The sequence below is a fragment of the Actinospineispora eucalypti genome, assembly GCF_039543365.1.
Classification (GTDB): Bacteria; Actinomycetota; Actinomycetes; order Mycobacteriales; family Pseudonocardiaceae; genus Pseudonocardia; species Pseudonocardia eucalypti.
In genome coordinates, this window is sequence record NZ_BAABJP010000010.1 from 70,174 (window position 1) to 94,192 (window position 24,019).

Sequence of the window (24,019 nt, forward strand, 5' to 3'; positions counted from 1 at the left end):
CCTGGCGATAGCACGCTCGTGGGATGGCGCCTCGCGCCGGAGTGAGTGATGATAGTGCTTACTTCTATCCGCCACAGCGTTGTGAGGGACCATGTCCGAGCGCAGTCAGATCGCCATTGTGTGGTGGGCGCTTGCTTTCACCACGATCTTCGGGGTTGTCCTTGGGGTGCTGCTGGACATGATCCCGCCGCCCGACGCGACCATGAACGCCGCGCAAATCGCGCAGTGGTACACGGAGCGGGCCGGGCAGATCAAGCTGGGTGCCACCCTGGGCGCCTGGACCGGCGCGTTCATGCTGCCGCTCTGGGCGGTGATCGGCGTGCAGATCTACCGCCAGGAGAAGGGCCTGCCGATCTGGTCGGTGATGGCCGTCGCCGGCGGGGCGATGATGTCCATCTTCCTGGTTCTGCCGCCGCTGTTCTTCGGCGTCGCCGCGTTCACCCCGACCCGGGCGCCCGAGATCACCGCGACGATGCACGAGCTGGGCCTGTTGACGCTGGTCACCACCGACCAGTACTACATCTTCAACTGGGTCGCGGTGGTGGCGATCTGCTTCCTGCCCCAGCGGGCGCCCCATTCGCCGTTCCCGCGCTGGTTCGGCTACTTCAGCGCATGGATCGGGTTCATGTTCGAGGCCGGCGCCATCGCGTTCAACGCCCGCACCGGCCCGTTCTCCTGGAAGGGCCTGCTGGTCTTCTGGTTCCCGCTGACCCTCTTCGGGCTGTGGATCCTGGTCATGTCGTACCTGCTGCTGACCAACCTGGCGAAGCAGAAGCGCGACGCATTGGCCGCCGAGCAGGCGAAGCAACCGGAGGTCGCCGCGGTCTGATATCTCACTTAGCGTGAGGTGATGCCGAGCCCAATGCTGCGCCGCGCCGCCGACTACCAGGAACTGTGGCACCAGATCGACTTCGCCACGCTGGACATCCCGGAGCGGTTCAACATGGGGGTGGCCTGCACCGACGTCAACGATCCCTCGGCCCGGGCGCTCACCGTGGTCAACCGCGACCGGACCAGCCGGGACTACACCTTCGGTGAGGTCACCGAGCAGGCGAACCGGCTGGCCAACGCGCTGATCGCGCTGGGCATCGGGCGCGGCGACGTGGTCGGCGTGGTGAACCCGGCCTCGTTCGAGACCGGCAGCGCCTACATGGGGCTGCTCCGGATGGGCGCGGTCGCGCTGCCGCTGTCCTCGCTGTTCGGCCCGGACGCGCTGCGCTACCGGCTGGACAACGCGGGCGCTCGCGCGGTGATCACCTCGGCGGCGAACGCGCCCAAGGTGCGCGAGGCGCTGGCCGGCGCGCCGGACGTGCCGCTGCTGGTGATCGACGGCGCGGGGGAGGGGGAGCACGACTACCGGCGGGCCCTGGCGGCGGCGTCGCCCGCGTTCACGCCGGTGGAGACGGCGGCGGAGGACCCGGCGTTCCTGATCTACACCTCGGGCACCACCGGCGACCCCAAGGGGGCGCTGCACGCCCACCGGATCGTGTTCGGGCACATCCCGGCGTTCGAGACGATCTTCGAGTTCTACCCCCAGGCGAACGATGTGCTGTGGTCGCCGGCGGACTGGGCGTGGATCGCCGGGATCATGGACATCCTGGTGCCCGCCTGGTTCTACGGCCTGCCCGTGGTGGTGGACCTGGACGGCGCGTTCAACGCGGAGCGCGCGGTGTGGCTGATGCGCGAGTTCCGGGTGACGTTGACGCTGCTGCCGGCCACCGCGCTCCGGGTGATCCGGGCCTCCGGGTTGCCCGGCGGCGACTTCGCCTACCGCTCGGTGTGCTCCGGCGGGGAGGCGTTGGGCGCGGAGCTGCTGCGGTGGAGCGAGGAGTTCTTCGGCTGCACGGTGAACGAGGGCTACGGGCAGACCGAGCTGAACGCGTGCATCGGCAACTGCGCGACGGTGTACCCGGTGAAGCCGGGCTCGCTGGGCCGGTCGCTGCCCGGAGCGGTCGCCGTGGTGCTGGACGCGGACGGCAACCCGGTGCTGGACCAGCTGGGCGAGATCGCCGTCGACCGGCGGCACCCGAGCACCATGCTGGAGTACTGGCGCAACCCGTCGGCGACCGCCGAGAAGTTTCACGGAAACTGGCTACTCACCGGTGACTTGGGCAAACAGGACACCGACGGTTACATCTGGTTCGAGGCGCGCAAGGACGACGTGATCAACTCGGCCGGCTACCGGATCGGCCCCGGCGAGATCGAGAGCAGCCTCGGCGCGCATCCGGCGGTGGCCATGGCGGCGGTGATCGGCGTGCCGGACGAACGGCGCGGCCAGGTCCCGAAGGCCTTCGTGGTGCCCCGCGACGGCTACGCCGGGGACGACGCGCTGGCCGACCAGCTGCGTACCCACGTGCGCGAGCGGCTGGCGCCGCACGAGGTGCCCCGGCAGATCGTGTTCCTGGACGACCTGCCGAAGACCACCACCGGCAAGATCATGCGCCGGGCATTGCGGGACCTCTAACGGCGCAGCCTGTTGCGGACGAAGGTGAACAGCGCCGACGGGCGGGTGACGATCCCCTTGACCAGCGGCAACGGGTCGAAGTAGGCGATCCGCTGGCGGACCTTGCCGTGCTCCAGCCGGATCCGGTCCAGGCTGATCCAGCTGAACGGTCGGCCGCCGAGCGTGCCGGACAGGCGCAGCTCGATGTACACCACGCCGTCCCGGTGGCCCCAGCTGACGATCTCCCCGGTCAGGTCGGGCATCAGCGAGAACAACCGGCGCCAGAACGCGGCGGCCTCGGCGTGGCCGTGCACGGGCGCCTCCACCGGCTGGATGAACTCGACGTCCGGGTGCACCAGCTCGTTCAGCCGTTCCGGGGTGGGCTCGGCCCAGAACTCGCCGAACCGCCGGACGAAGTCGACCGCCTCGGCCTCGCCGTGCGGGTCCTCGATGCGGGCTTTCTCCTCAATCGTGCTCATGCAAAAACCCTAAGCGCGGCGGCCCCGCTCTGTCTAGATACAGACTGTTTGTATTTTTCTTTTGGCAATTCCCCTGTGGTGTTGCGCTGCGGGGCGTCGCTGCGTGGATTCGTTCCGTGACGGCGGTGGCGGTTTGGTGAGGTTTCGGTCTGGCGCGGTGCCGGTCCAGGGCGGCTTGGGCGGCGCGGCGGGGCGGTCTCCCGCGGCTCGGGTACGGCCCGTTGCGCCGCTGTTGGGTGCGCACCTGGCGGCTCGTTCGCTACGCACCGTGACGGCCGGGCCGGCCCTCGCGCGGGTTCGGGCCGCCATCACTCGCCGAGCGCTGGTTCAGTCCGGTTGGATCATGGAATCCGCCGGACTGAGCTTGCGCTCGGTGAAGCCGCCCGCCTGGCTGCCCACCGCCGCGCCCTCCGTTCGCGCTCCGTCCGACCACGGTCCGTGACCGAGGCGCGGGCCGGCGGCCGCCCGAAACCGGTCGGCCCGACACCATGGCACGGGAGATCGCCCCGCCGCGCCGTCCAGGCCGATCTCCGAGCCGGCACCCGGCTCAACTGAAGATCGACATCAACCTCACGCACCTTTCGAAGCCCAAAAAGGGCCGTGAGGTTGATGTGGATCTTGATCCCGGGCGGGAACTGGCGGCGTCGGGAGGGCTCAGTTGGGCAGGGCGCCGATGGCGGGTTTGGCGGCGCCGAAGCGGCGGTTCATCTCGCGTTCGGCGAACCGGCCGTTGACCCGTTCCAGCAGGCGGCGGCCGGCCCGGATGCGGGCGACCAGGCCGGACTCCAGCAGGTTCCGGGCGACAACCCCCGGGATGGCCCAGACCGGCGTGATCGGCAGCTCCAGGTCGCGCATGCCCTCCTTGCGCAGGAAGTAGCGCAGCATGCTGAGCAGGCGCAACCGCGTGTAGGTGGAGCGCGCCTTGTTGAACCGGCCGTACCGCAGCGTGCGCATGCCCTCGACCAGTGACCCGCTGAGCGCCGCGCCGGCCGGCGTGACGTCGCCCTGCGCCAGGATCACGTGGTACATGAACGCGGTCTGCTCGCGTTCGGTGTCGAACAGCCAGTCCTCGTCGACGCCCATCAGCCAGCCCACGTAGCGGCCCAGGTGCATGATCGCGTGCGCTTCCTTGGGCGGCACGATCCAGCCGAGCAGCCGGGCACCGATGAGCAGGATGCAGAAGAACAGCGCGAGGGTGGCGGCCTGGTCGCTCTGGTTGATCGGCAGGCCCCACCGCCCGGTATCCCAGCGGCCGTTGCGCTCGAACCGGTCGTTCATCAGCGCGTGCATCGCGCGCACGTGCACGGTGAGCTTGAAGCCCTCGCCGTCGCGGCGCATCGCGCCCGGCTGATGGGTCGCCAGCGCCCACTTCTGGGTCTCGCCGAGCCGGCGCATCGCGGTGGAGCCGGTCAGGCCGCCGGTCTCCACCAGCAGGTCGGCCGGCCCGCCGAAGCGGTAGCCGCCGATCAGGGACAGCTGGAGCAGCACGTCGCTGGCCACCCGGTTCATCCGGCGCAGTGCGCGGGCGCCGTGCTCGAGCAGCTCGAAGTCCACCCACTCGGGCACCTCGTCGACCACGGCGAAGAACCGGCGCAGCGCGGCCGGCGCGTCCGGCACGCCGTCGATGCCGTGTTCCAGCGCGCGGTGGAACTGGGCCATGGTGACCCGCTCCGGGTCGCCCTTGCGCCGGCCCATCGCCCGGGCCAGCTCGGCCCCCAGCTCGTCGCGGGCGAACATGCGCCGGCCCAGCCGGTCCATCAGCGCGGGATCCGGCTCGCGCACCCGGCCGAGCACCTTCAGCGGGAAGGCCAGTCGCGCGTTGCGCTTCGGCGCCGCCCGGAACCGGCCGGGGTAGGCCGCGCTCCCGGTGTTCTCGTGTGCCACTTCCGCCACCATGCAACTATGCTGACACGAATATTTGCTCGCTTTCAATTCGTGTTTAGAAGGAGTCCGGATGGCCGTGCGGCGCCGGCAGAGCCGGCGGGAGCCCAAGCAGGCCCGTTCCCGGGAGATGGTGGAGCGGATCGTCGCGGCCGGCCAGGCGGTTCTGCTGGACAAGGGCTACGACGGGGTCACCACCAACCACATCGCGGCGGCCGCCGGGATCAGTCCGGGATCGCTGTACCAGTACTTCCCGGACAAGGAGGCCATCCTCACCGAGGTGCTCGAGCGGTACACGGAGGGCCTTCGTGCTCGCATTTCACGCGCGTTTCTCGGCACGCTCACCCGGCCGTCGGTGGCCGACTCGGTGCGGGACAACCTGAACGCGTTGCTGGACGCGTTCTCCGAGCGCGCGGACCTGCTGCGGGTCCTGGTCCGGCAGATGCCGCTCAGCGCGGACAACCGGCACCTGGCGTTCCGGCACCAGGTCGACGACCTGGTGGTGGCCGCGCTCAGCTCGCTGCCCGGCGTGCCGGACGACCGGCCGCTGGACGCGATCGCCTGGGTGCTGGTGCGAACCGTGGAGCACGCCACCACCAGCTACGTGCTCGAGCGGCCGCCGATCGCCCGGGACGCGGTGGTGGACGAGCTGACCGCGCTGATCACCGGTTACCTGTGGAGCCGCCTGAGAGTCGCCGACGCTCGCCCCTGACGCTCTTGACGCCGGAGGACCGCCCACGCACACTGACCTCGCGGAAATCGTATTCCGTAATACGGAATTAACATAACCGGGAGGTCGGCTTGACGGCAACCGAGGAGACCGAGCCGGAATGCGTCGACCCCAAGCCGCGAAAGCCCTGGTACCGGTCGCTGTTCCTGCAGGTACTGGTGGCGGTGGTGGCCGGCATCGCGGTCGGGCACTTCTTCCCCACCCTCGGCGCGGACCTGAAGCCGCTGGGCGACGGCTTCATCAAGCTGATCAAGATGATCATCGCGCCGTTGATCTTCTGCGTGGTGGTGACCGGCATCGCCAAGGTCGGCGACCTGTCCTCGGTCGGCCGGATCGGGCTCAAGGCGATCGTCTACTTCGAGGTGGTCACCACGTTTGCCCTGGTCCTCGGCTTGCTGGTGGCCAACCTGACCCGGCCGGGCGCGGGGTTCACCGTCAACCCGGCCACCCTCGACCCGGCGGCCATCGACGCCAAGACCGGCGGCGGCCACCTGCCCAGCACCAAGGAGTTCCTGCTCGGCATCATCCCGGAGAGCGTGGTCGGCGCGTTCGCGCAGAACACGCTGCTGGCGGTGCTGCTGTTCGCCTGCCTGTTCGGCGTGGCGCTGGCCCAGTTCGGCGGCGGGCGGGCCACCCGGCTGCTCGAGCTGATCGAGGAGCTGAACGAGGTGATCTTCCGGATCGTCGGCTACATCATGAAGGTGGCGCCGATCGGTGCGTTCGGCGCGATGGCGTTCATCATCGGCCAGTACGGCATCGCGTCGCTGGCCACCTTCGGCAAGCTGATTCTGGCCTGTTACGGCGCCGGGGTGCTGTTCGTGCTCATCCTCGCGGTGATCGCGCGGGTGTTCGCCGGGGTGAACCTGTGGAAGTTCATCCGGTACACCCGGGAGGAGTTCGCGCTGGCGCTGGGCACCGCGTCCACCGAGTCGGTGCTGCCCCGGATCATGCAGAAGCTGCGCGACGCGGGGAACTCGCCGGCGGCCACCGGGCTGGTCATCCCGACCGGCTACTCGTTCAACCTGGACGGGGCCACGGTGTACCTGGCCATCGCGTCGACCTTCCTGGCCCAGGTGTTCGGGGTGGATCTCACCCTGGGCCAGCAGCTGGCCATGGTCGGCGTGCTGATGCTGACCTCGAAGGGCATGGCCGGCGTGCCCGGCTCGTCCTTCCTGGCGCTGTCCGCGACCGCCGCCGCACTGGGCGCCTACCCGGTCGCCGGCGTCGCCCTGCTGCTCGGCGCGGACCGGATCATGGATTCCATGCGGGTGGTGGTCAACCTGCTCGGGAACTGCGTGGCCACGTTCGTGGTCGCCAACTGGGAGGGGCAGCTGGATGCGGAGCGGATGCGCGCCACGCTGAACGGCCGGCCCGCCCCCTCCGGTGCCGAAGCCAGCGCCTCGCGGGCCTACGATCATTAGATGATTCCCTCCCAGGAGGCGGCCCGATGAAGCCCGAGCGGCGCGAGTTTCCGGTCGAAGGGCTGACCCTGGTCGGCGACTACTGGCGGGCCGAGGACCCGGTGGGCACCGTGCTGCTGCTGCACGGCGGCGGGCAGACCAGGCACTCCTGGTACCGCACTGCCGAGCGGCTGGCCGCCAACCGGTGGAACGCGCTGAACATGGACGCGCGCGGGCACGGCGAGTCCAGCTGGGCGAACGACGGCGACTACTCGATCGACGCGCTGCAGTCCGACCTGGCCACGGTGGTGGCCACGCTCGGTGAGCCGCCGGTGTTCGTCGGCGCCTCGATGGGTGGCTCCACGGCATTGGTCGCGCAGGGCGAGCGGGCGCTCGGCCGGGGCCTGGTGCTGGTGGACATCGTGCCCAAGCTGGAGATGGCCGGCGTGGACAAGATCCAGGCGTTCCTCACCGCCAACCTGGACGGGTTCGCCACCGTCGAGGATGCGGCCAAGGTGGTCTCCGCGTACAACCCGCACCGCAAGCGCCCGCCCACCCCGGACGGCCTGAAGAAGAACCTGCGCCTGCGGGCCGACGGCCGCTGGTACTGGCACTGGGACCCCGAGTTCATGCTGAACATCGACGACGAGCCGCGCCGCCAGGTCCGCGAGGAGCGCATGCGCGCCGCCGCGGCCGCCGTCCGGGTGCCGACCATGCTGGTCCGGGGCAAGCAGTCCGACCTGCTCAGCGACGAGGGTGTGCGGGACCTGCTGGAACTCATCCCGCACACCCGCTACACCGACGTCACCGGAGCCGGCCACATGGTCGCCGGCGACGACAACGACGTGTTCACCGAGCACCTGCTCGGCTTCCTGGACGAAGTCGCCGCCCGGGGATGAACCGGGTGGAGGTGCCGCCGCTGCCGGGCGAAGATCACTCGTGCTCCGAGTGCGGGTTCTCCTACCTGGCGCTGGACGTGGGCGAGGCCCGTGCGGTGATCACGGCGGTGCCGGACCGGACCCGAGCGGCCGCGCTGGCGGTGCCCGACCCGCGCCGGCGGCTCGCGCCGTCGCGTTGGTCCGCGCTGGAGTACGTCTGCCACCTGCGGGACGTGTACATCAGCTCGACGATCCGCCTGTACCGGGTGCGCACCGAGGACCGCCCGTCCCTGGAACCGATGCTGAACGACCTGCGCACCGCCCGGTTCCGGCACAACGAAATGTCCCTGCCCGCCGTGCTGGACGAACTCGGCCTGACCGTGCTCGGCTTCCTGGACGAGGTGGACCGGGTACGCCCGGACGGTTGGACCCGCACCGCGACCCGCCTGCCCGGCGAGGAGCGGACCGCGCTGTGGTTCGTCCGGCACGCCGCCCACGAGGGCGTCCACCACATCCGCGACATCGAAGCCAGCTGACCGTGGTCGGGCGTTGAGGCCGGCTCGACGACGCCGGAGCCCGGAGCCCGGAGCGGCGAAACTCGCGGCGCGGCACGCCTTGGCTCTGCGTGGAAAAATGCGGCCACCCGGCAGGTGATCGTGCGCAAGCGCCGGTTGTGATCGCTGCTCGTCGTCGAAGGCAAGCTCAGCCCGGTCATTCCTTGATCAAAACCGGATCCATCCCGCGCTCGGCGGAGCGGTCGCCCAGCACAGTCAGCTCGCCGTCCCAGTTGCCTCATCCCGCCACGCGGTGGTCGCCCAGGGTGAGTGCCGGGTGCTGTGTGGCGGTGGTCCAGGGCGTCGTGTCCGCCGAGCGGCAGTTCAGGACTCCCGGGGGGAACTGTGGACCGCCGACCTGGTCCGGACCTTCGGGTCGCGGTCTTAGAGCAGGCGATGGGCCAGCTCGGCCAGCCCGCTGGTGATGCGTTCGACCGACAGCCCGACCCGGTCCCGCTGGTATTGGTAGACCTCCGCCGCCAGCGGCGCCAACAGGGCATCGACCAGAGCCTCCGGGTCGGAGGTCCGTCCCGAGGCCACCACCAGCGCTTTCACGTGCGCGCGCCAGAACCCGTAGGCGCCGTGCGACATCCGGGCCGCCCCGGCATCCGCGCCGAGCAGTACGGGCAGCTGCGCCTCCAGCAGGGCGACCATCGCCGCGTAGAACGCGGCCAGCCGGTCGGCCGGCGGGGCGCCCGGGCCGAGCGGCGGCTGGCCGCGCAGGAGCTGTTCCTGCAGGTCACGCTCGTGCGCGTCGAGGATTGCCTCGGCCACCGAGCTGACGTCCGGGTAGCGGCGGTACAGCGTCGCCCGTCCGACGCCGGCGGTCCGGGCGATCTCGTCCATGGTCACCGCGCGTGGGTCGCGGGTGCGGAAGAGCTCCGTGGCGGCGGCCAGCACCCGCGCGCGGTTGCGCGCGGCGTCGGCGCGCTCGGTTGGGGGCACGGGCGCGATGGTAGGGCGCGTCCCCCGGCGGGTGGCGGAACCCGGGGCCGGGGGACGCGACTCAGGCGTGCTCCGTGGTCGCATGGGCGAGCAGCACGCCGGCGGTGATCAGTGCCAGTGCGGTCATCCTCGACAGGGTGAGCCGGTCGTGGTGCACCAGCAGGCCGAGCAGGACCGCCCCGGCGGCCCCCATGCCGACGAACACCAGGTAAGCGGTGCTGATCGGCATGGCCCGCGCGGCCAGCGCGAGCAGGTAGATCACCCCCAGGCAGAGCACCAGGCAGAGCAGGGTCGGCCACGGCCGGCTGAGGCCCTGGGTGGGCGGGATGCTCTGCACCCAGGCGATCTCCACCACGCCGGCCAGTAACAGGTAGGTCCAGCCGGCGCTCATTTCGCCACCTCGGTGTACTCGCGGCCCACCGCGGTGAGGGCCTCCCGGTGGGAGGCCGCGTGGGCCTGGGCCAGGTGGGTGAGGGTGTGGTCGACCTGGGTGTTGGTCAGTTCGGTGGTGATGAACACCGGGTCGGTTACGCCGTAGTGGCCGCTCAGGAACGCGCGGAGGTAGGTCTCCTGGTGTTCCACCGAGGCCCGGGGGGTGCCGGGTCGGTAGGAGCCGCCCCGGGCGGAGGCGATCACGAAACGCTTCCCGGTCAGGGACATTCGCGGGAAGGTGACCTGGTCGATCCACAGCTTCAGCGCCGCCGGGATGGTGAAGTTGTACATCGGCGTGGTGATCAGCACGGTGTCGGCCGCCAGCAGTTCGTCCAGCAGCGGGCGGCAGACCTCCCAGGCCGTCTTCTGTGCGTCCGTGCGCACCGCCTCGGCGTAGCGGGCCGGGTCGGTGATGCCCGCGCGCAGCAGCTCGTCGCACAGCTCGGTCCATCCCTCGGTGATCACCGGGACCGGATCGGCGGCCAGGTCACGGTAGGTGTAGACGCCGGAGGGGTGGGCGGCGCGCCAGCGCGAGGCGTACTCGGCGCCCAGCTCGCGAGAGAACGAACGGCGGCGGGCGCTGGTGTCCAGGTGCAGCAGGTGGGTCACGACAACTCCTAAGTGGTCACTCTGTCCGTTACGTCTCGCCTCAACCGGACAGGGTGACCGGTTATTCCGGAACCGCAACCGAGGCCGCTCGAGCGGGGTTCGATGGGGTATGACCACGCGACTGGACTGGGCCGAGATAGGCGAGAGGCTGGACGCCGGCGGGGTCGCGGTCACCCCGCCGGTGCTCACCCCGGACGAGTGCACGGAGCTGCGCGAGCTGTTCGACGCCGACGAGCTGTTCCGGAGCACGATCGTGATGGCCCGGCACGCCTTCGGCGAGGGCAGCTACCGGTACTTCGCCGACCCGCTGCCGCCCCTGGTGGCCAAACTGCGGGCAGAGCTGTACCCGCCGCTGGCCGCGATCGCCAACCGCTGGGCCGCCCAGCTGGGCGAGCCGACGTGGCCGGACGAGCTCACCGAGCTGCACCGGCGGTGCGCCGCCGCCGGCCAGGACCGGCCGACGCCGCTGATCCTGCGCTACGGCCCGGGCGGCTACAACTGCCTGCACCAGGATCTCTACGGGGAGCTGACCTTCCCGCTGCAGGTGCTGTTCATGCTGAACACGCCGGACCGGGACTTCACCGGCGGGGAGAGCGTGTTCGTGGAGCAGCGGCCCCGCCAGCAGTCGCGCCCGGTGGTGGTGCGGCCGGGGCTGGGGCAGGCGGTGGTGTTCGCGGTGCACCACCGGCCGGTGCGCGGCTCGCGCGGCTTCCGGCGGGTGAACCTGCGGCACGGGGTCAGCGAGGTGCACGAGGGCCGGCGCCACGTGTTGGGGGTCATCTTCCACAACGCGCGCTGACGCGCGCCCGTGAGTGATTTGTATGGCTATAGCCATACAAATCACTCACGGGCCGCGCAGCGGCAGAATGGCGGGGTGAGCAACCTGGAGACGCGGCCGAGCCTGGTGGAGTGCGGCGGACGGGCGGGCACCCCCGGCGGCCCGGTGCACGAGCTGCTGGCCGGACGGGCGGTACTGCTCGGCGAGCACACCGAGGTGCGCCGCCTGCTGCCCACGCTGGGCCGGCGGCTGGTCGGGGCCTGGTGCTTCCTGGACCACTACGGGCCGGACGACATCGCCGAGGAACCGGGCATGCGGGTGCCGCCGCATCCGCACATCGGGCTGCAGACGGTGAGCTGGCTGCTGGACGGCGAGGTGCACCACCGGGACAGCCTGGGCAGCGACGTGGTCATCCGGCCCGGTCATCTGGCCCTGATGACCGCCGGCCGGGGCATCTCGCACTCGGAGAACTCGCCGCCGGTGCATCCCGCGCTGCTGCACGGCACGCAGCTGTGGGTGGCGCTGCCGGACTCCGCGCGGGCGATCCCGCCGGCGTTCGAGTACCACCAGGCGCTGCCGACGTTCACCGGGAACGGGGTGCGCGCCACCGTGCTCCTGGGTGAGATGGCCGGGGCGCGGTCACCCGGCACCGTGCACACCCCGCTGGTCGGCGTGGACCTCGCCCTGGACAGGAGCGCGGACGCCCTGCTCCCGCTGGAGCCGGATTTCGAGCACGCGGTGCTCACCCCGACCGGCGGCGCCACGGTGGACGGGGTGGACCTGCAACCCGGATCGCTGCTGTACCTGGGCACCGGGCGGCGGGAGGTCCGGGTGCGGGCCGGGGCGGACGCCCGGCTGCTGCTGCTCGGCGGCGAGCCGTTCTCCGAACGCATCGTGATGTGGTGGAACTTCGTGGCCCGGGACGGTGCCGAGGTGGCCGAGGCGCGCACCGACTGGGCCGCCGGACGGCGGTTCGGCCAGGTGGCCGGAGGCCAACCACTGGACGCCCCCGAGCTGCCGCCCACCCCGCTCATCCCGCGTGGCCGCGTTCGCTGATCTACGCTGGCCGGCATCTCGGGGGCTGGAGGCACGGATGAACCAAGCGAAACAGAGTGGTGAGGTGCTGGTGCGGGACGCCACCGAGCGGTCCCGGTTCGAGATCGCCGTGGACGGCGCGCTGGCCGGCTTCTCCGAGTACCACACCCGGCCCGGCCGCGTCGTGATCACGCACACCGAGATCGGGGACGAGTTCCAGGGCCAGGGCCTGGCCGGCAAGCTGGTGCGGGCCGCGCTGGAGCAGGTCAAGCGGCGGGGCGAGCAGATCACCCCGCTGTGCCCGTACGTGGCCGGCTACATCCGCAAGCACCCGGAGTACGTCTCGCTGGTGGACGAGCGCCACCGCACCCAGTTCGAGTAGCCCGAACCAACCCCATATCGCGGGTTTCGCCAGCCTGTGTCGCGGTTTCCCCCACGCCCGGTCGCTGACGGAATCCGCGATATGGGCCGGTGACACCCGCGATATGGGCGGGTTAGGCGGCCGCCCGGTCCGCCTGGGTGCAGGTGTCCAGGATGGTGCGGGCGACCAGTTCGGGGTCGTCCACCATGGGCACGTGGCCGCAGCCGGGCAGCGTGACGTGCCGGGCGTTGGGCAGCAGCCGGGCGGCCCGCTGCGCCTGGCGCAGCGGCAGGATCCGGTCGTGTTCGGCCCAGGCGATGGTCAGCGGCACCCGGGGCGGGCGGCTGTGCCAGGCGAAACCCCGCCCGGCGCGCAGCGTGCGGGCGAACGCGGCGGACTCGCGCAGCGCGGCCGCGTCGCCCTGCGCGGTGACCAGGTCGATCCGTTCCGGGTGCTCGTGCAGGATGCGCAGCGAGGCCGCGCGCAGGCCGGGGTTGTTCAGCAGGGCGTTGCTGGCGAACCCGGGGGCCAGCGCGCCGGCCCGGATCATCCGCAGCGTGGCGAAGGCCCGCACCCGGTCGCGGGCGGTCCAGAAGCCGGCCGGGGACAGCGCGGTCCCCGAGGCCACCAGGTCGCGGGAGGCCGCCTCCACCGTCATCAGCCCGCCGAGCGAGTTGCCGGCCAGGTGCGGGCGGTGCACGCCCAGCGCGCGGAACGTCTCGGCCAGCGTGTCCATGCTGGAGCCCAGGTCGTGCGGGTGGTCGGCGGGCAGCGGCGGGGACAGCCCGAACCCGGGCAGGTCCACCGCGATCACGTCGTGGTGTTCGGCGAGCAGGTCCAGCACCGGCTCCCAGGCCTGCCAGCGGTGGCCGATGCCGTGCAGCAGCACCAGCGGCGAGCCGTTGCCGCGCCGTTCAAAGTTGACCTTCATGACATCACCTGCTCAGGCTCGGGGGCTGCGCGCCGGGTCGTCGTCGGGGGCGGGCTTCGGCTCCGCCGGGGCCGGTCGCAGCCGGCGGGTGAGCCGGTCCAGCCGGGGCAGTTGGGAGTCCAGGTCCAGCGTGGCCAGCCGGCGCATCAGCGGCATCGCGTAGTGGAAGGTGCCGTAGGCCAGCCAGGAGCCGACGGTGACCGGCAGCACCGGGATGTCGAACCGCACGGCGAACCGGATCCGCTGGGCGACCAGTTCCGGACCGGGGGCGAGCCGCCCGAACACGTCCTGGATCAGCCCGCCTTTCTCCGCCGAATCGCCCGGCCCGGCGAACTTGGTGGCCGCGTAGATGTTGGTGGCGATGAAGCCGGGGCAGATGGCGCTCACGCCCACGTTGTGGTCGCGCAGCTCGGCGCGCAGCGCCTCGGAGAGCATCAGCACGGCGGCCTTGGTCATCACGTACGCCGGCAGCGCCCGGCTGGGCGTGTACGCGGCGGCGCTGGCGATGTTCACGATGTGCCCGCGCCTCTTTGGTTCTGTTTTGTGCCGCTCGGCCAGCTGGCGGCCGAACAGCCGGCAGCCGTAGGCGACGCCGAGCAGGTTGACGTCCACGATCCGGCGCAGGTCCTCCACCGAGTGCTCGAGGAACGGCCCGCCCATGCCGATGCCGGCGTTGTTCACCACCACGTCCGGCACGCCGTGCGCCTCGGCGACCGACCCGGCGAACCGTTCGAAGGCCTCCGGGTCGGCCACGTCCAGCTGGTACGCCTCGGCGGAGCCGCCGTGCTGGCTGATGCGCAGCACGGTCTCGGTGGCGGCGGCCAGGTCGATGTCCGCGCAGATGGCGGTGGCCCCGTCCTTGGCGAACGCCTCCGCCGTGGCCCGCCCGATGCCCGATCCGGCGCCGGTGACGACCACCAGCTCCGGACGGGTCAGCCTTCCGACCATCCGCCCTCACCCCATCGTGAAAGTTAACACCGCTCGTAAAAACGTAACATCTGTAAAGGGTGTTAGCTAGTCGAACAGGTCGGGCTCCGAGCGGGTGATCTGGTCCCACAGCGGCTGGAACATCAGCCAGCCGAGCGACTCGGTGCCGATCTGGTCGTGGGTGAGCTTGGCGTTCTCGTGGTCGATCGGCCGGGTGTCGCCGGTGGCCTTGCCGATCAGCTGGGCCTGCGCCGAGCGCTCCATGGTGATGAACCACCAGGCGGCCGAGTCGACGCTGGTGCCGGCGGTGAGCAGGCCGTGGTTGGCCAGGATGATCGCCTTGTTCGCGCCCAGGGTGGCCGCGATCCGCTTGCCGTAGTCGGTGTCGTAGACCACCCCGGAGAACTCCTCGAACCGGGTGTGGTCCTGGTAGAAGGCGCAGGAGTCCTGGGTGAGCGGCTCCAGGAACTGGCCGGTCGCGGCCAGCGTCTTGCCGTACAGCGAGTGGCTGTGCGCCGCCGCGACCACGTCCGGCCGGGCGTGGTGGATCGCCGAGTGGATGGCGAAAGCGGCCTCGTTGACCGGGTGCCGCCCCCGCACCACCTGGCCGTCCGTGTTGACCAGCAGCAGGTCGCTGACCCGGATGTGCTTGAACGATACGGCGAACGGGTTGACCCAGAAGTGGTCGGTGAACTCCGGGTCGCGGGCGGTGATGTGCCCGGCCACGCCCTCCTCGAAGCCGAACCGGCCGAACAGGCGGAGCGCGGCGGTGAGCCGTTCCTTGCGGTGCCGGCGCTCCGCCGCGACGTCGTCGAACACCGGTGGCCGGCGCGTGATCAGTTCCTCGGCGGGGATCGGTGACAGGTCCTCGCGGGTGAGCGGTTCGCGGCTGGAGGGCGGCACGGCGGCTCCTAAGTTAGTTTCAGCACCAACTTTCCGATGTTCTCTCCGCGGAACAGCTTGAGCAAGGTTTCCGGGAAATCGGCGACCGAACCGCCCACCACGTCCTCCCTGGACTGCAGCTTGCCCTCGCGCAGCCAGCCGGCCATCGCGGCGGCGCCCTCCGGGTAGCGGTCGTAGAAGTCGGTGACGATGAAGCCCTCCATGCGCGCGCGGTTGATCAGTAGGCTCAGGTAGTTCTTCGGCCCGGCGATCTGCTCGCGGGCGTTGTACTGGCTGATCGCCCCGCACAGCACCACCCGCGCGCCCACGGTGAGCCGGGCCAGCGCCAGGTCCAGGATCTCCCCGCCGACGTTGTCGAAGTACACCTGCACGCCGTCCGGGGTGGCCTCGCGGATGCGCCCGGCCAGGTTCGGCTCGCGGTAGTCCAGCGCGGCGTCGAAGCCCAGCTCACGCACCCATTCACACTTCTCCGCGCCGCCCGCGATGCCCACCGCCCGGCAGCCGTGGATCTTGGCCAGCTGGCCGACCAGGCTGCCCACCGCGCCGGCCGCGCCGCTGACCAGCACCGTGTCGCCGGGCTTCGGCACGCCGACGTCGAAGAAGCCGAAGTAGGCGGTCATGCCGGTCATGCCCAGCGCGGCCAGGTAGGTGGGCATGGGCACGGCGCCCGGGTCGACGGCGATCAGCGCGGTGCCGTCCGACACCACGTACTCCTGCACGCCGAACATCCCGGTGACGTGCTGGCCGACCGGAAACTTCGGGTGGTTCGAGGCCACGACCTCGCCGGCGCCGAGCGCCCGCATCACGTCGTTCAGGCCCACCGGCGGCAGGTAGGAGGGCCGGTCGTCCATCCACCCGCGCATCGCGGGGTCCACCGAGATGTGCGACACCTTGATCACCAGTTGGCCGTCGGCCGGGGTGGGCACCGGCTCCTCCACGAGCGCCCAGTCACTCGGCTTCGGCTCGCCCACCGGCCGCGCGGCCAGTCGGACCTGGTGGTTGACGGATGTGCTCACCTTGGGCTCCCGTGATCGCCGGCATGCTGCTGGGTCTGCTGGGTGCGAGCCTGCCACTCAGCCGGGGTGCCCGCGAGTCGGGCGGCCTAGGGTCACCCGGTGCCGCGCCTCATCCTGTTGAACGGTCCGCCGGGCATCGGCAAGTCCACGCTGGCCCGGCGCTACGTGGACGACCACCCGGGCGTGCTCGACCTGGACATCGACCGGCTGCGCTCGATGATCGGCGGCTGGCGGGATCGCTACGCGGAGAGTGGTGCGCTGGCCCGGACCGCGGCGCTCACCATGGCTGTCACCCACCTGCGCGCGGGTCATGACGTGCTGGTGCCGCAGTACATCGGCCGGGCGAGCGAGCTGGCGCGTCTCGAGCGGACGGCCGAGGAGGCCGGCGCGGAGTTCCGGGGACTTGCCCTAATGGACGAGAGGGCCGGTGCGCTGGAACGGTTCGAGCGGCGCGAGGCGGTGACGCCCGAGCAGCGCGCCGCCCGGCGGGACGTGGCCCTCGGCGGGGGAGCGGTCATGCTCGGCCGGATGTACGACCGGCTGGCCGAGCTGCTGCGCGACCGTCCGGGGGTGGTCGTACTGCGCAGTGTGCCCGGCGACGTGGACGGGACCTATCGCGCCCTGCTGACGGCGTTGGGTGAACACCCATAACCGGTGCTCAAGTGGCACACGCGAGTTTTGTGGGTGGCTTCGCTGCGCCGTTCGAGCGGTGAACTTTCCAAGCACTTCGATCACTCGATGATCTCGTTATAACCTCCGCCTCCCGCGGTCGGGAGTCGACCGCCTGACCGGGGCGGAGGCACGTTGAGCCAGCAAGAATTCCGAACGCGACCGGACGGGACGAAGTATCCGCTCACGCCGACGAAGCCCAAGAACGGCTGGGTCGGGGTGGCGCTCGTGGCCGGACTGGTGCTCGGCGGCGGAGCCGTGGGCACGAGTACTTCGGCTGCCGCCCCAGGGGCGAGAGCCGGGCAGTCGGCCCAGGCGGCCCGCTCGGCGCAGTCCGCGTGGTCGGGAAGGTCCGGGCGGTCGGGGAGGTCGGCGCGTTCGGCGGCGGCCGAGGTGAGGGCCGTGGTGCGTGCCGCGCGGGTGGTGGACCGACTGCGGCGCCAGGGCCACCAGGCCCGGCTGGAGGCCCACCGGGACGACCCGGACTGCGCCGCGCACGCCGAAGGCGAGCTGCGGGCCTGCCTGGCGAACCACCAGGCCCACCGGTGCCGGGGCCTGCGGCGCGCGCTGATCGTGGTGCCGGTGGAGGGGACCGAGGTGCTGGTCGCGGTGTCCTGGGTGCGCATGCGGGACCGGCGGTCCGCCGCCGAGTTGCGGCGACTGCTGGTATGGCCGGGCGCGGGCAGCGTCGTCGAGCTGTCCCGGGAGATCGGGCGCTACCGGGGCGTGCGGTTCGACGCGGCCGCCTCGGTTTCCGCCGTGGACGGCGACACGGTGATCAGCGTGCGGGCGCGGCCGGTGTCCGGAGCGGCGGGCGCCCGTCTGGCCGGCGTGATCGCCCGCGCCGCCCTCGGCTGAGCCGCCGGCGCGAAACCGCGGTCCGGCTGCCCGGCGCGCGCTGGCTCGATCGACCTCGACAGCAGTCTTGTTCGATCACGACCTGCGCCAGACTGACGCCGATCTCGATGCCGGCACCGCCGGCCCTGTCCGGGACGCCCGAGGAGGGTGATCGCCGTCCCTGGCGGTTAGGCGTCGATTTTCGACGCCTAACCGCCACGGTTGGAGATCATGCCCCGCCGCAGCCACCCAACGCGGGCACCCGGCCAGCGCCGTCCCGGCTGAGAGTGACTGAACCACGCTGCTGAAGTGACTGAACCACGCTGCTGGAGTGACTGAATCAGGAGGGGAGGGTGGGCATCCAGGTGGCGGTTTCGGGGAGGCCGGCCGAGAGGGGGCGGGGGGTTAGGCCCAGGGCGTGGGTGGCGGTGTCCTTGACCTGGACCGGGGCTAGCTTGCCGTACACCTCTGATCGCCGGGCGAACGTTCCGGCGTCCGGGCCGAGTGAGCTGCCCGGTGGCAGCGCGCGCACCCGGTGCGGGCTGTTGACCAGCGACGCGTACCGGTGCAACACCTCTCCGAACCCGGCCACCTCCCCGCACAGCACATAACGCCGCCCGGGCGAGCCGTGCCGGTGGGCGAGCAGCATCCCCCGGGCCACGTCCTCAGCAAGCACCCAACCCACCCGGGCGTCCACCACCTCGGTGACCCGGCCGGCGGCGGCCGCCGCGAACAGCGCGTTGTAGCTGCCCGCCCCGGCCGGGCTGGGGCCGTAGATGGCGACCGGGCTGACCACCACGGCGGGCAGCCCGGAGCCCAGCACCAGGGCCTCGGCCTCCGCCTTGGTCACCGAGTACGGGTCGGTGAACGCGGTCACCCCGGGCGGCGCATCCTCGGACACCAGGCCGGTCCGGTCGATGATCGCCGCGCCGGTGCTGGTGTGGACGAACCGGCCCACCCCGGCCCGGGCGGCGGCGTCCAGCACGTTGCGGGTGCCGGCGACGTTCAGCTCCCTGGTCTCGGCCAGTGAGCTGCCGATCGAGGCGGCCAGATGGAACACTGCCGTGCAGCCGGTCGCGGCGGCGTACAAGGCGTCCGGATCGCCCAGCTCGGCCACCGCGTACGGCACTCCGGCCGGCAACGCGGCTGCCCTGGCCTCGGTGCGGACCACCGCGCGCACCGGTTCGCCGGCTGCCAGCAGCGCCTTGACCAGCGCGGAACCCAGATAACCGGTCGCACCGGTGACGAGCAGCATGCCCCCATCCTGCCCGTGGGGCACTTGGGCGCGACCGGCGGTCGGTAGGCGGTCGCTAATCGAATGGAGTAGCCGCCGATCTTGAAACAGCAGCCGGTTATCCAGGTGTTCCCAATGGGGCACGGATGGGCTATTGGCGCCGCGGGCCACTCGTCTCGGGGTCACGCCCAGTGAGCGCTGCCGGTGCCGTAGAGCACATCCTGAGAGCGACATCTGTGTTGTTATTCACAGGCACGTTTAGCCCGAGAAACAGATGGAGGCCGGGAGATGTCGTCGTGGTGGAACAGTTCGCGGGCCATTTACGGCGCGGAACTGCGAGCCGGCGCGCTCTGCCTGGTCGACCACGGTTGGCCGGTCGTACCGGGTTCCTGCCTGGATTCGGTCCCGGCGTTTGAAGAGGGGGTGGCGGCGGCCAGTTGTGACCCGGCGCGGGTGGGCCAGTGGTGGTCCGAGGCGCCGTACTCGGTGTTGTTGGCCACCGGTGACGCGTTGGACGTCATCGAGGTGCCGGCCTGGATGGGCCGCCGGATGGCCAGCACGCTGCGAGAGGTCGGACTGGTCGCCCCACTTGTCGCCACGCCCACCGGGCGTTGGTGTTTCCCCGTGAGCCCCGGCGGCGGCCAGCTGACCGAACAGGTGGCCGCCGCCGATGCCAAGTGGCACGGGAAGGGCTCCTGGGTCATCGCACCGCCGTCCGAGTGTGCGGACGGGCTGGTGCACTGGCGAGTGCACCCTTCGGTGTGCGGCTGGCGCCTGCCGGACGCCGAACTCGTGCACAGCGCGGCCGCCGAGGCCGCGCGTTGGCGCGCCGCTACGACTCCCGCGGCGGCGGCAGCGCCCGAAGGGGCGGACGACCGGCTGGTAGCCCAGCGGCCAGCCGGCGTCGCCTCTGGCATGCGGTCCTAGCCCAAGGACCGCGAGCCACGCAAGGGGCTGATTGCTCCGCTGCGGCGAACCGTCGGGGCGCGCCGGAGCAGCCCGAAAGACCGGGCCGGGGTAGGTGGTCCGCCCGCCACCACCCCGGCCCGGTTCGCGAGTGGTTCCAAGGAGACCGGGCACACTGTGAATGTGACAACCGCGTTCACACCGATCGGTCTGGACCCGCGCAACGCCGAGATCAAGCGCCGGGGCCTGCGCCGGATGAAGCTCGTGGCGGCCGGTTTCCTGGCCGGCGCCACGGTGCTGTTCATCGCGGCCCACCTGTGGCTGTCCGCCGGCGGGCCGGGTTGGCTGGGCTACGTCAAGGCCGCCGCCGAGGCCGGCATGGTCGGTGCGCTGGCCGACTGGTTCGCCGTCACCGCGCTGTTCCGGCGCCCGCTGGGCCTGCCCATCCCGCACACCGCGATCATCCCGACCAAGAAGGACCTGCTCGGCGACAGCCTCGGTGACTTCGTCGGGGCCAACTTCCTGGCCGAGGACGTGGTGCGGGACAAGCTGAGCCGCGCCGAGCTGCCCCGGCGGCTGGGCACCTGGGTGGCCGAGCCGGAGAACGCCGAGCGGGTCACCGCCGAGCTGGCCACCGCCGTGCGGGGCGCGGTCACCGTGCTGCGCGACGAGTACGTGCAGGACGTGCTCGAACAGGTGCTGGTGAAGCAGCTGATGGACCGCGAGTGGGGGCCGCCGCTGGGCAAGGTGCTGTCCGGGGTGCTGGCCGACGGCGCCCACCACCGGATGGTCGACCTGGTCTGCGACCGGGCCTACGAGTGGGTGCGGGGCAACTACGACCTGGTCATGCGGGTGGTCTCGGACCAGGCGCCGAACTGGTCGCCCCGGTTCGTGGACGAGCTGGTGGCCGACAAGGTGTTCCGCGAGGTGCTGGAGTTCTCCTGGGCGGTGAAGACCGACCCCGACCACCCGCTGCGCAAGGCGGTGGACAAGTTCCTGGTCGAGTTCGCCGACGACATGCAGCACGACCGGCCGACCATCGAGCGCACCGAGGCGATCAAGCACCAGTTGGTCGAGCACCCGGATGTGCAGCGGTTCATCGGCAAGGCCTGGGGCACCGCCAAGACCATGTTGCTGGACGCGGCCGCCGACCCGTCCAGTGCGCTGCGCCGGCGGGTCGCCCAGGGGTTGGCCTCGCTGGGCGAGCGGTTGGCCACCGACGCGGAGTTCCGCGCCAAGTTCGACGGCTGGCTGCTGGACGCGGCCGGCTATGTGGTGCGCCACTACCGGGCGGAGATCACCACACTGATCACCGACACGGTGGACCGCTGGGACGGCCCGGAGACCGCTCGCAAGGTGGAGCTCCAGGTGGGCCGCGACCTCCAGTACATCCGGATCAACGGCACCGTGGTCGGCGCCCTGGCCGGCCTGGCCATCTACACCCTCTCCCAACTCCTCGGCTGACCCGCACCACCACCCCGCGAGGCGGTACCCACGGCACTCGCGGGGCGTGGGGAAACGTGGCGAGGGCCACGTAACCTGCGCAAGCAGAGTGCTTGCTACAGCTAGCGCAATGGTCTACCGTCGGTAGCACCAGATCGAAACCCACTGGGGGCGTAAATGAGCAAGTCCGATTCCAACCCCGTCGAGCACGTCGGCCACGCCGTCGGGCAAGCGGTCGAGGACATCGGTGAGTACATCCGCCAGCAGCGGGTAGGTGCTCAGGTCTCGTTGCGACAGCTGGCCAAGCTGGCCGGCGTGAGCAACCCGTACCTGAGTCAGATCGAGCGGGGGCTTCGCAAGCCCTCGGCGGAGATTTTGCAGCAGATCGCCCGGGGGCTGCGCATCTCGGCCGAGGCGCTCTACGTCCGCGCGGGGATTCTCGAGCAACGGCCGGCCAGTGCGGTGACCGACGCGGTGCTCGCGGATCTCGAACTGTCCGAACGGCAGAAGCAGGTACTGCTCGACATCTACCAGTCCTTCCGGCTGGAGAACGAGCACTCCGCCGGCAAGGCGCCGAGCACGACCGCCGGCCAGACCTTCGGCAGCGTCGCCGACCAGCAAGCCGACCGCGTGACCGACAACTCAAACCAGAACAACTCCACGATCTCACCAGAGAGGTGATCACGATGGCTCCGACCCTTCCGACCTCCGCCGACGTTCGCAAGGCCCGTACCCAGGCCAACAAGGCCGTCTCCGAGCGCTTCGACCTGGTCCGCACCCCGCTGCTGGCCGTGCTGGGCGCCGGCGACCTGGGTGTCAACAAGGTCAACGACGCGCTGTCCAAGGCCCGCAAGAACGCCGAGGAGCGCCGCGGCGTGGTGACCGAGCGGGTGGAGAAGCTGCAGTCGCAGCTTTCCGACCTGCCCACCGAGCTGCGCGAGCGGTTCGAGGCCGAGCGCGCCCGTTACAACGCCGACGAGCTGCGCAAGCGCTACGACGAGCTGGCCGAGCGCGGCGAGGGCGCCCTGGACCGCATCCGCAAGCAGCCCCGCGTTGCCAAGACGCTGGACAGCATCAGCGACGTCAACGAGCGGTTCGAGAAGCAGGTGGACAAGGTCGTCGACGACGTGCACGACCGGTTCACCACCGCCGACGCCAAGGTGACCGCGGTTCGCGCCGACGCCGCCGACAAGGTGGAGGAGGCCGGCTCGACCGCCGCCGCGAAGGTTGAGGAGGCCGGCGCGACCGCCGCCGAGACCACCAAGACCACCGCGACCAAGGCCGCCACCAAGGCCGCGCCGCGGCGTGGCAACGGCGCCGCCGCCAAGCGGACCACCAACGGCGGTACCGCCAAGTAATCCGCGTCACCCAACGTAACCGCGCCCCGGGACCTCCCGCCCCGGGGCGCGGTTCGTCTGTGTGTCCGGCAACCCGTACTCTGGTGCGGTGGCGCTGCTGAGTGTGCTGGACACCTACATCCTGACCGCCATCTGGGTGCTGGCCATCCCGGTCGGGGGCTGGGCGTTCGTGCACGCCTTGACCTGCCGCCCGGATGCCTTCACCGCCGCCGAGAAGCTCACCAAGCCGGCCTGGCTGGCCATTACCGGCATCGGGCTGGCCCTGCTGGTCATCTGCCGAGGGCCTTACGCCGAGGGCGCGTTCTTCTGGATCGCCGCGCTGTGCGCCGAGCTGGTCTACCTGGTGGACGTGCGGCCCAGCCTGATCGAGGTCCAGGGCGGCCGGAGGTAAGGATTCAGCGCCGTAGCTCGTTCAGCGCGGCTTCGGTGATCAACTGTTCGCGAGCCGAGGGGTCGTCGTGGCAGCGCCGCATGAGCCGGAGCAGCCGCGCCGGGTCCACGGCCAGCCGGCTCCCGTCGATCAGCAGCAGGTGCTCGTCGGACACCCGGGGGAAGAACACCACGGGCATCCGGTGGAACCACGCCTCTCCCCGGGCGTCGGGGTCGGTGCCCAGGACGATCAGCGGGGAGCGCTCGGGCTGGACGGCGCTCACCACGTGGACCGCCGACCAGGCGCACGCCGCCTCGAAGCCGGCGCCGGACAGGTACACGACCTCCGGCGAGAGCCGGACGAACCCCGGACGCCACCGGCCGAGCACCAGCGCCACCAGGCCGCGGACCCACCAGACGACGGCCCAGCTGAGGGCGAGCAGCATCAGCAGCGCCCCGATACCGGTCAGGATGGTCGGTTCTTCGGACAGGTGGGCAACGGCCGCGTAAACGAGCGTGCCGACGAACAGGCCGAGGGTAGCGAAGCAGCTCACCTCCGCGAGGAACGCCAGCCGGGAGTTCGGGATGACCAGTTGCCCGTCGCCGTCCTCGTCGGTCTCCAGCCGGGCGAACCGCCCCCGGCGCGTCCGCACCCGCACCTGGGTCGCGTAGCTCAGCAGGGCCAGGGAGAGGAACAGGCCGGCCCCGCACGCCGGATACACGAGGCCCGCTCCTCCCGTGTAGTAGCCGTCGACCGCGAAGTAGCCGCTGACCAGCCCCAGCGCCAGGCAGGCGAGCGTGACGCCGATCTTGTTGGCCCGGTTCTCCGCGCGCCAGGACGCCGGCCACAGGGCCGGCTGCGGGTCCGCCGGGAATGCGTCGCTCACCGGCAGGAGTTTGT

General features: G+C 71.1%; 27 protein-coding genes. 16 read left to right on the plus strand and 11 right to left on the minus strand.

Going from position 1 to position 24,019, the window contains the following annotated elements:
• Positions 1-91: 91 nt before the first annotated feature.
• A complete protein-coding gene (locus ABEB12_RS13975; RefSeq protein ID WP_185063887.1) occupies positions 92-829 on the plus strand; it encodes a hypothetical protein in 738 nt (245 codons plus the stop codon).
• Between the two features lie 21 nt (positions 830-850).
• Positions 851-2,464, plus strand: coding sequence for an AMP-binding protein (locus tag ABEB12_RS13980; protein ID WP_221498478.1), 1,614 nt, complete (start codon positions 851-853; stop codon positions 2,462-2,464).
• On the opposite strand, the gene ABEB12_RS13985 is transcribed toward ABEB12_RS13980, so the two are convergent.
• Positions 2,461-2,922: a nuclear transport factor 2 family protein gene (locus ABEB12_RS13985; protein WP_185063888.1), complete on the minus strand. Its 462-nt coding sequence runs from the start codon at positions 2,920-2,922 to the stop codon at positions 2,461-2,463. The two genes, ABEB12_RS13980 and ABEB12_RS13985, sit on opposite strands and share 4 nt — an antisense overlap.
• A gap of 654 nt (positions 2,923-3,576) precedes the next feature.
• A complete protein-coding gene (locus ABEB12_RS13990; RefSeq protein WP_185063889.1) occupies positions 3,577-4,818 on the minus strand; it encodes an oxygenase MpaB family protein in 1,242 nt (413 codons plus the stop codon).
• A 58-nt stretch (positions 4,819-4,876) separates the two neighbouring features.
• On the opposite strand from ABEB12_RS13990, the gene ABEB12_RS13995 reads away from it, so the two are divergent.
• The 4 genes from ABEB12_RS13995 (at position 4,877) to ABEB12_RS14010 (ending at position 8,347) form a co-directional block, all read left to right on the plus strand.
• Positions 4,877-5,515: a TetR family transcriptional regulator gene (locus ABEB12_RS13995; protein WP_221498479.1), complete on the plus strand. Its 639-nt coding sequence runs from the start codon at positions 4,877-4,879 to the stop codon at positions 5,513-5,515.
• 89 nt (positions 5,516-5,604) lie between these two features.
• Positions 5,605-6,954 (plus strand): C4-dicarboxylate transporter DctA, encoded by a 1,350-nt coding sequence (dctA, locus tag ABEB12_RS14000; protein ID WP_185063890.1) that lies wholly within the window; start codon positions 5,605-5,607, stop codon positions 6,952-6,954.
• Between the two features lie 26 nt (positions 6,955-6,980).
• Entirely contained in the window at positions 6,981-7,832 is an 852-nt protein-coding gene (locus ABEB12_RS14005; RefSeq protein ID WP_185063891.1) for an alpha/beta fold hydrolase, read from the plus strand.
• A 5-nt stretch (positions 7,833-7,837) separates the two neighbouring features.
• Entirely contained in the window at positions 7,838-8,347 is a 510-nt protein-coding gene (locus tag ABEB12_RS14010; protein WP_345702804.1) for a DinB family protein, read from the plus strand.
• A 402-nt stretch (positions 8,348-8,749) separates the two neighbouring features.
• Here the strand turns inward: ABEB12_RS14010 and ABEB12_RS14015 are convergent, their stop codons facing one another.
• The 3 genes from ABEB12_RS14015 to ABEB12_RS14025 all read right to left on the minus strand — a co-directional run bounded on the left by ABEB12_RS14015 (position 8,750) and on the right by ABEB12_RS14025 (position 10,351).
• The gene (locus tag ABEB12_RS14015) at positions 8,750-9,310 is read right to left on the minus strand and encodes a TetR/AcrR family transcriptional regulator (protein ID WP_345702805.1); all 561 of its coding nucleotides are present in this window, start codon (positions 9,308-9,310) and stop codon (positions 8,750-8,752) included.
• Positions 9,311-9,371: 61 nt separating this feature from the next.
• On the minus strand, positions 9,372-9,701 hold the full coding sequence (locus ABEB12_RS14020; protein ID WP_185063894.1) for an SMR family transporter: 330 nt from the start codon (positions 9,699-9,701) through the stop codon (positions 9,372-9,374).
• Positions 9,698-10,351 (minus strand): NAD(P)H-dependent oxidoreductase, encoded by a 654-nt coding sequence (locus ABEB12_RS14025; protein WP_185063895.1) that lies wholly within the window; start codon positions 10,349-10,351, stop codon positions 9,698-9,700. The genes ABEB12_RS14020 and ABEB12_RS14025 overlap by 4 nt, the downstream gene beginning before the upstream one ends.
• A 109-nt stretch (positions 10,352-10,460) precedes the next feature.
• On the opposite strand from ABEB12_RS14025, the gene ABEB12_RS14030 reads away from it, so the two are divergent.
• From ABEB12_RS14030 to ABEB12_RS14040, 3 genes are read left to right on the plus strand one after another with little or no spacing between them, the layout of a single operon-like run.
• Complete coding sequence (locus tag ABEB12_RS14030; protein ID WP_185063896.1) at positions 10,461-11,150, plus strand: 2OG-Fe(II) oxygenase; 690 nt, start codon at positions 10,461-10,463, stop codon at positions 11,148-11,150.
• 9 nt (positions 11,151-11,159) lie between these two features.
• On the plus strand, positions 11,160-12,185 hold the full coding sequence (locus ABEB12_RS14035; protein ID WP_345702806.1) for a pirin family protein: 1,026 nt from the start codon (positions 11,160-11,162) through the stop codon (positions 12,183-12,185).
• A gap of 37 nt (positions 12,186-12,222) precedes the next feature.
• A complete protein-coding gene (locus ABEB12_RS14040; protein WP_185063898.1) occupies positions 12,223-12,546 on the plus strand; it encodes a GNAT family N-acetyltransferase in 324 nt (107 codons plus the stop codon).
• A 112-nt stretch (positions 12,547-12,658) separates the two neighbouring features.
• Here the strand turns inward: ABEB12_RS14040 and ABEB12_RS14045 are convergent, their stop codons facing one another.
• The 4 genes from ABEB12_RS14045 to ABEB12_RS14060 form a co-directional block, all read right to left on the minus strand.
• Positions 12,659-13,456: an alpha/beta fold hydrolase gene (locus tag ABEB12_RS14045; RefSeq protein ID WP_185063899.1), complete on the minus strand. Its 798-nt coding sequence runs from the start codon at positions 13,454-13,456 to the stop codon at positions 12,659-12,661.
• 12 nt (positions 13,457-13,468) lie between these two features.
• A complete protein-coding gene (locus ABEB12_RS14050) occupies positions 13,469-14,404 on the minus strand; it encodes an SDR family NAD(P)-dependent oxidoreductase (RefSeq protein ID WP_185063900.1) in 936 nt (311 codons plus the stop codon).
• Between the two features lie 66 nt (positions 14,405-14,470).
• Positions 14,471-15,286 (minus strand): class II aldolase/adducin family protein, encoded by an 816-nt coding sequence (locus ABEB12_RS14055; RefSeq protein WP_345702807.1) that lies wholly within the window; start codon positions 15,284-15,286, stop codon positions 14,471-14,473.
• Between the two features lie 8 nt (positions 15,287-15,294).
• A complete protein-coding gene (locus ABEB12_RS14060) occupies positions 15,295-16,302 on the minus strand; it encodes a zinc-binding dehydrogenase (protein ID WP_185063901.1) in 1,008 nt (335 codons plus the stop codon).
• A 99-nt stretch (positions 16,303-16,401) separates the two neighbouring features.
• On the opposite strand from ABEB12_RS14060, the gene ABEB12_RS14065 reads away from it, so the two are divergent.
• Together ABEB12_RS14065 and ABEB12_RS14070 are read left to right on the plus strand one after the other, a co-directional pair.
• A complete protein-coding gene (locus ABEB12_RS14065; RefSeq protein WP_185063902.1) occupies positions 16,402-16,953 on the plus strand; it encodes an AAA family ATPase in 552 nt (183 codons plus the stop codon).
• Positions 16,954-17,373: 420 nt separating this feature from the next.
• The gene (locus tag ABEB12_RS14070) at positions 17,374-17,829 is read left to right on the plus strand and encodes a hypothetical protein (protein WP_185063903.1); all 456 of its coding nucleotides are present in this window, start codon (positions 17,374-17,376) and stop codon (positions 17,827-17,829) included.
• A 319-nt stretch (positions 17,830-18,148) separates the two neighbouring features.
• On the opposite strand, the gene ABEB12_RS14075 is transcribed toward ABEB12_RS14070, so the two are convergent.
• Complete coding sequence (locus ABEB12_RS14075; RefSeq protein ID WP_185063904.1) at positions 18,149-19,063, minus strand: NAD-dependent epimerase/dehydratase family protein; 915 nt, start codon at positions 19,061-19,063, stop codon at positions 18,149-18,151.
• Positions 19,064-19,330: 267 nt separating this feature from the next.
• Here ABEB12_RS14075 and ABEB12_RS14080 point away from each other — a divergent pair, with 267 nt between their 5' ends.
• From ABEB12_RS14080 to ABEB12_RS14100, 5 genes are all read left to right on the plus strand, one after another.
• A complete protein-coding gene (locus ABEB12_RS14080) occupies positions 19,331-19,969 on the plus strand; it encodes a bifunctional DNA primase/polymerase (protein ID WP_185063905.1) in 639 nt (212 codons plus the stop codon).
• Positions 19,970-20,203: 234 nt separating this feature from the next.
• Complete coding sequence (locus ABEB12_RS14085; protein ID WP_185064648.1) at positions 20,204-21,412, plus strand: DUF445 family protein; 1,209 nt, start codon at positions 20,204-20,206, stop codon at positions 21,410-21,412.
• A 156-nt stretch (positions 21,413-21,568) separates the two neighbouring features.
• Positions 21,569-22,072, plus strand: coding sequence for a helix-turn-helix domain-containing protein (locus ABEB12_RS14090; protein ID WP_185063906.1), 504 nt, complete (start codon positions 21,569-21,571; stop codon positions 22,070-22,072).
• 5 nt (positions 22,073-22,077) lie between these two features.
• Positions 22,078-22,749 (plus strand): hypothetical protein, encoded by a 672-nt coding sequence (locus tag ABEB12_RS14095; protein ID WP_185063907.1) that lies wholly within the window; start codon positions 22,078-22,080, stop codon positions 22,747-22,749.
• A gap of 88 nt (positions 22,750-22,837) precedes the next feature.
• Positions 22,838-23,140 (plus strand): DUF2516 family protein, encoded by a 303-nt coding sequence (locus ABEB12_RS14100; protein ID WP_185063908.1) that lies wholly within the window; start codon positions 22,838-22,840, stop codon positions 23,138-23,140.
• A 4-nt stretch (positions 23,141-23,144) separates the two neighbouring features.
• On the opposite strand, the gene ABEB12_RS14105 is transcribed toward ABEB12_RS14100, so the two are convergent.
• Entirely contained in the window at positions 23,145-24,005 is an 861-nt protein-coding gene (locus tag ABEB12_RS14105) for a hypothetical protein (RefSeq protein WP_185063909.1), read from the minus strand.
• Between the last annotated feature and the right edge of the window lie 14 nt (positions 24,006-24,019).

Bases quoted from the DNA above. Each gene is read 5' to 3' on its own strand.
- ABEB12_RS13995 (WP_221498479.1), top strand. From the start codon at position 4,877: ATGGCCGTGCGGCGCCGGCAGAGCCGGCGGGAGCCCAAGCAGGCCCGT.
- ABEB12_RS14030 (WP_185063896.1), top strand. From the start codon at position 10,461: ATGACCACGCGACTGGACTGGGCCGAGATAGGCGAGAGGCTGGACGCC.
- ABEB12_RS14040 (WP_185063898.1), top strand. From the start codon at position 12,223: ATGAACCAAGCGAAACAGAGTGGTGAGGTGCTGGTGCGGGACGCCACC.
- ABEB12_RS14050 (WP_185063900.1), bottom strand. From the start codon at position 14,404: ATGGTCGGAAGGCTGACCCGTCCGGAGCTGGTGGTCGTCACCGGCGCC.
- ABEB12_RS13985 (WP_185063888.1), bottom strand. From the start codon at position 2,922: ATGAGCACGATTGAGGAGAAAGCCCGCATCGAGGACCCGCACGGCGAG.
- ABEB12_RS14090 (WP_185063906.1), top strand. From the start codon at position 21,569: ATGAGCAAGTCCGATTCCAACCCCGTCGAGCACGTCGGCCACGCCGTC.
- ABEB12_RS14045 (WP_185063899.1), bottom strand. From the start codon at position 13,456: ATGAAGGTCAACTTTGAACGGCGCGGCAACGGCTCGCCGCTGGTGCTG.
- ABEB12_RS14075 (WP_185063904.1), bottom strand. From the start codon at position 19,063: ATGCTGCTCGTCACCGGTGCGACCGGTTATCTGGGTTCCGCGCTGGTC.
- ABEB12_RS13975 (WP_185063887.1), top strand. From the start codon at position 92: ATGTCCGAGCGCAGTCAGATCGCCATTGTGTGGTGGGCGCTTGCTTTC.
- ABEB12_RS13980 (WP_221498478.1), top strand. From the start codon at position 851: ATGCCGAGCCCAATGCTGCGCCGCGCCGCCGACTACCAGGAACTGTGG.
- ABEB12_RS14020 (WP_185063894.1), bottom strand. From the start codon at position 9,701: ATGAGCGCCGGCTGGACCTACCTGTTACTGGCCGGCGTGGTGGAGATC.
- ABEB12_RS14095 (WP_185063907.1), top strand. From the start codon at position 22,078: ATGGCTCCGACCCTTCCGACCTCCGCCGACGTTCGCAAGGCCCGTACC.
- ABEB12_RS14005 (WP_185063891.1), top strand. From the start codon at position 6,981: ATGAAGCCCGAGCGGCGCGAGTTTCCGGTCGAAGGGCTGACCCTGGTC.
- ABEB12_RS13990 (WP_185063889.1), bottom strand. From the start codon at position 4,818: ATGGTGGCGGAAGTGGCACACGAGAACACCGGGAGCGCGGCCTACCCC.
- ABEB12_RS14085 (WP_185064648.1), top strand. From the start codon at position 20,204: ATGAAGCTCGTGGCGGCCGGTTTCCTGGCCGGCGCCACGGTGCTGTTC.
- ABEB12_RS14080 (WP_185063905.1), top strand. From the start codon at position 19,331: ATGTCGTCGTGGTGGAACAGTTCGCGGGCCATTTACGGCGCGGAACTG.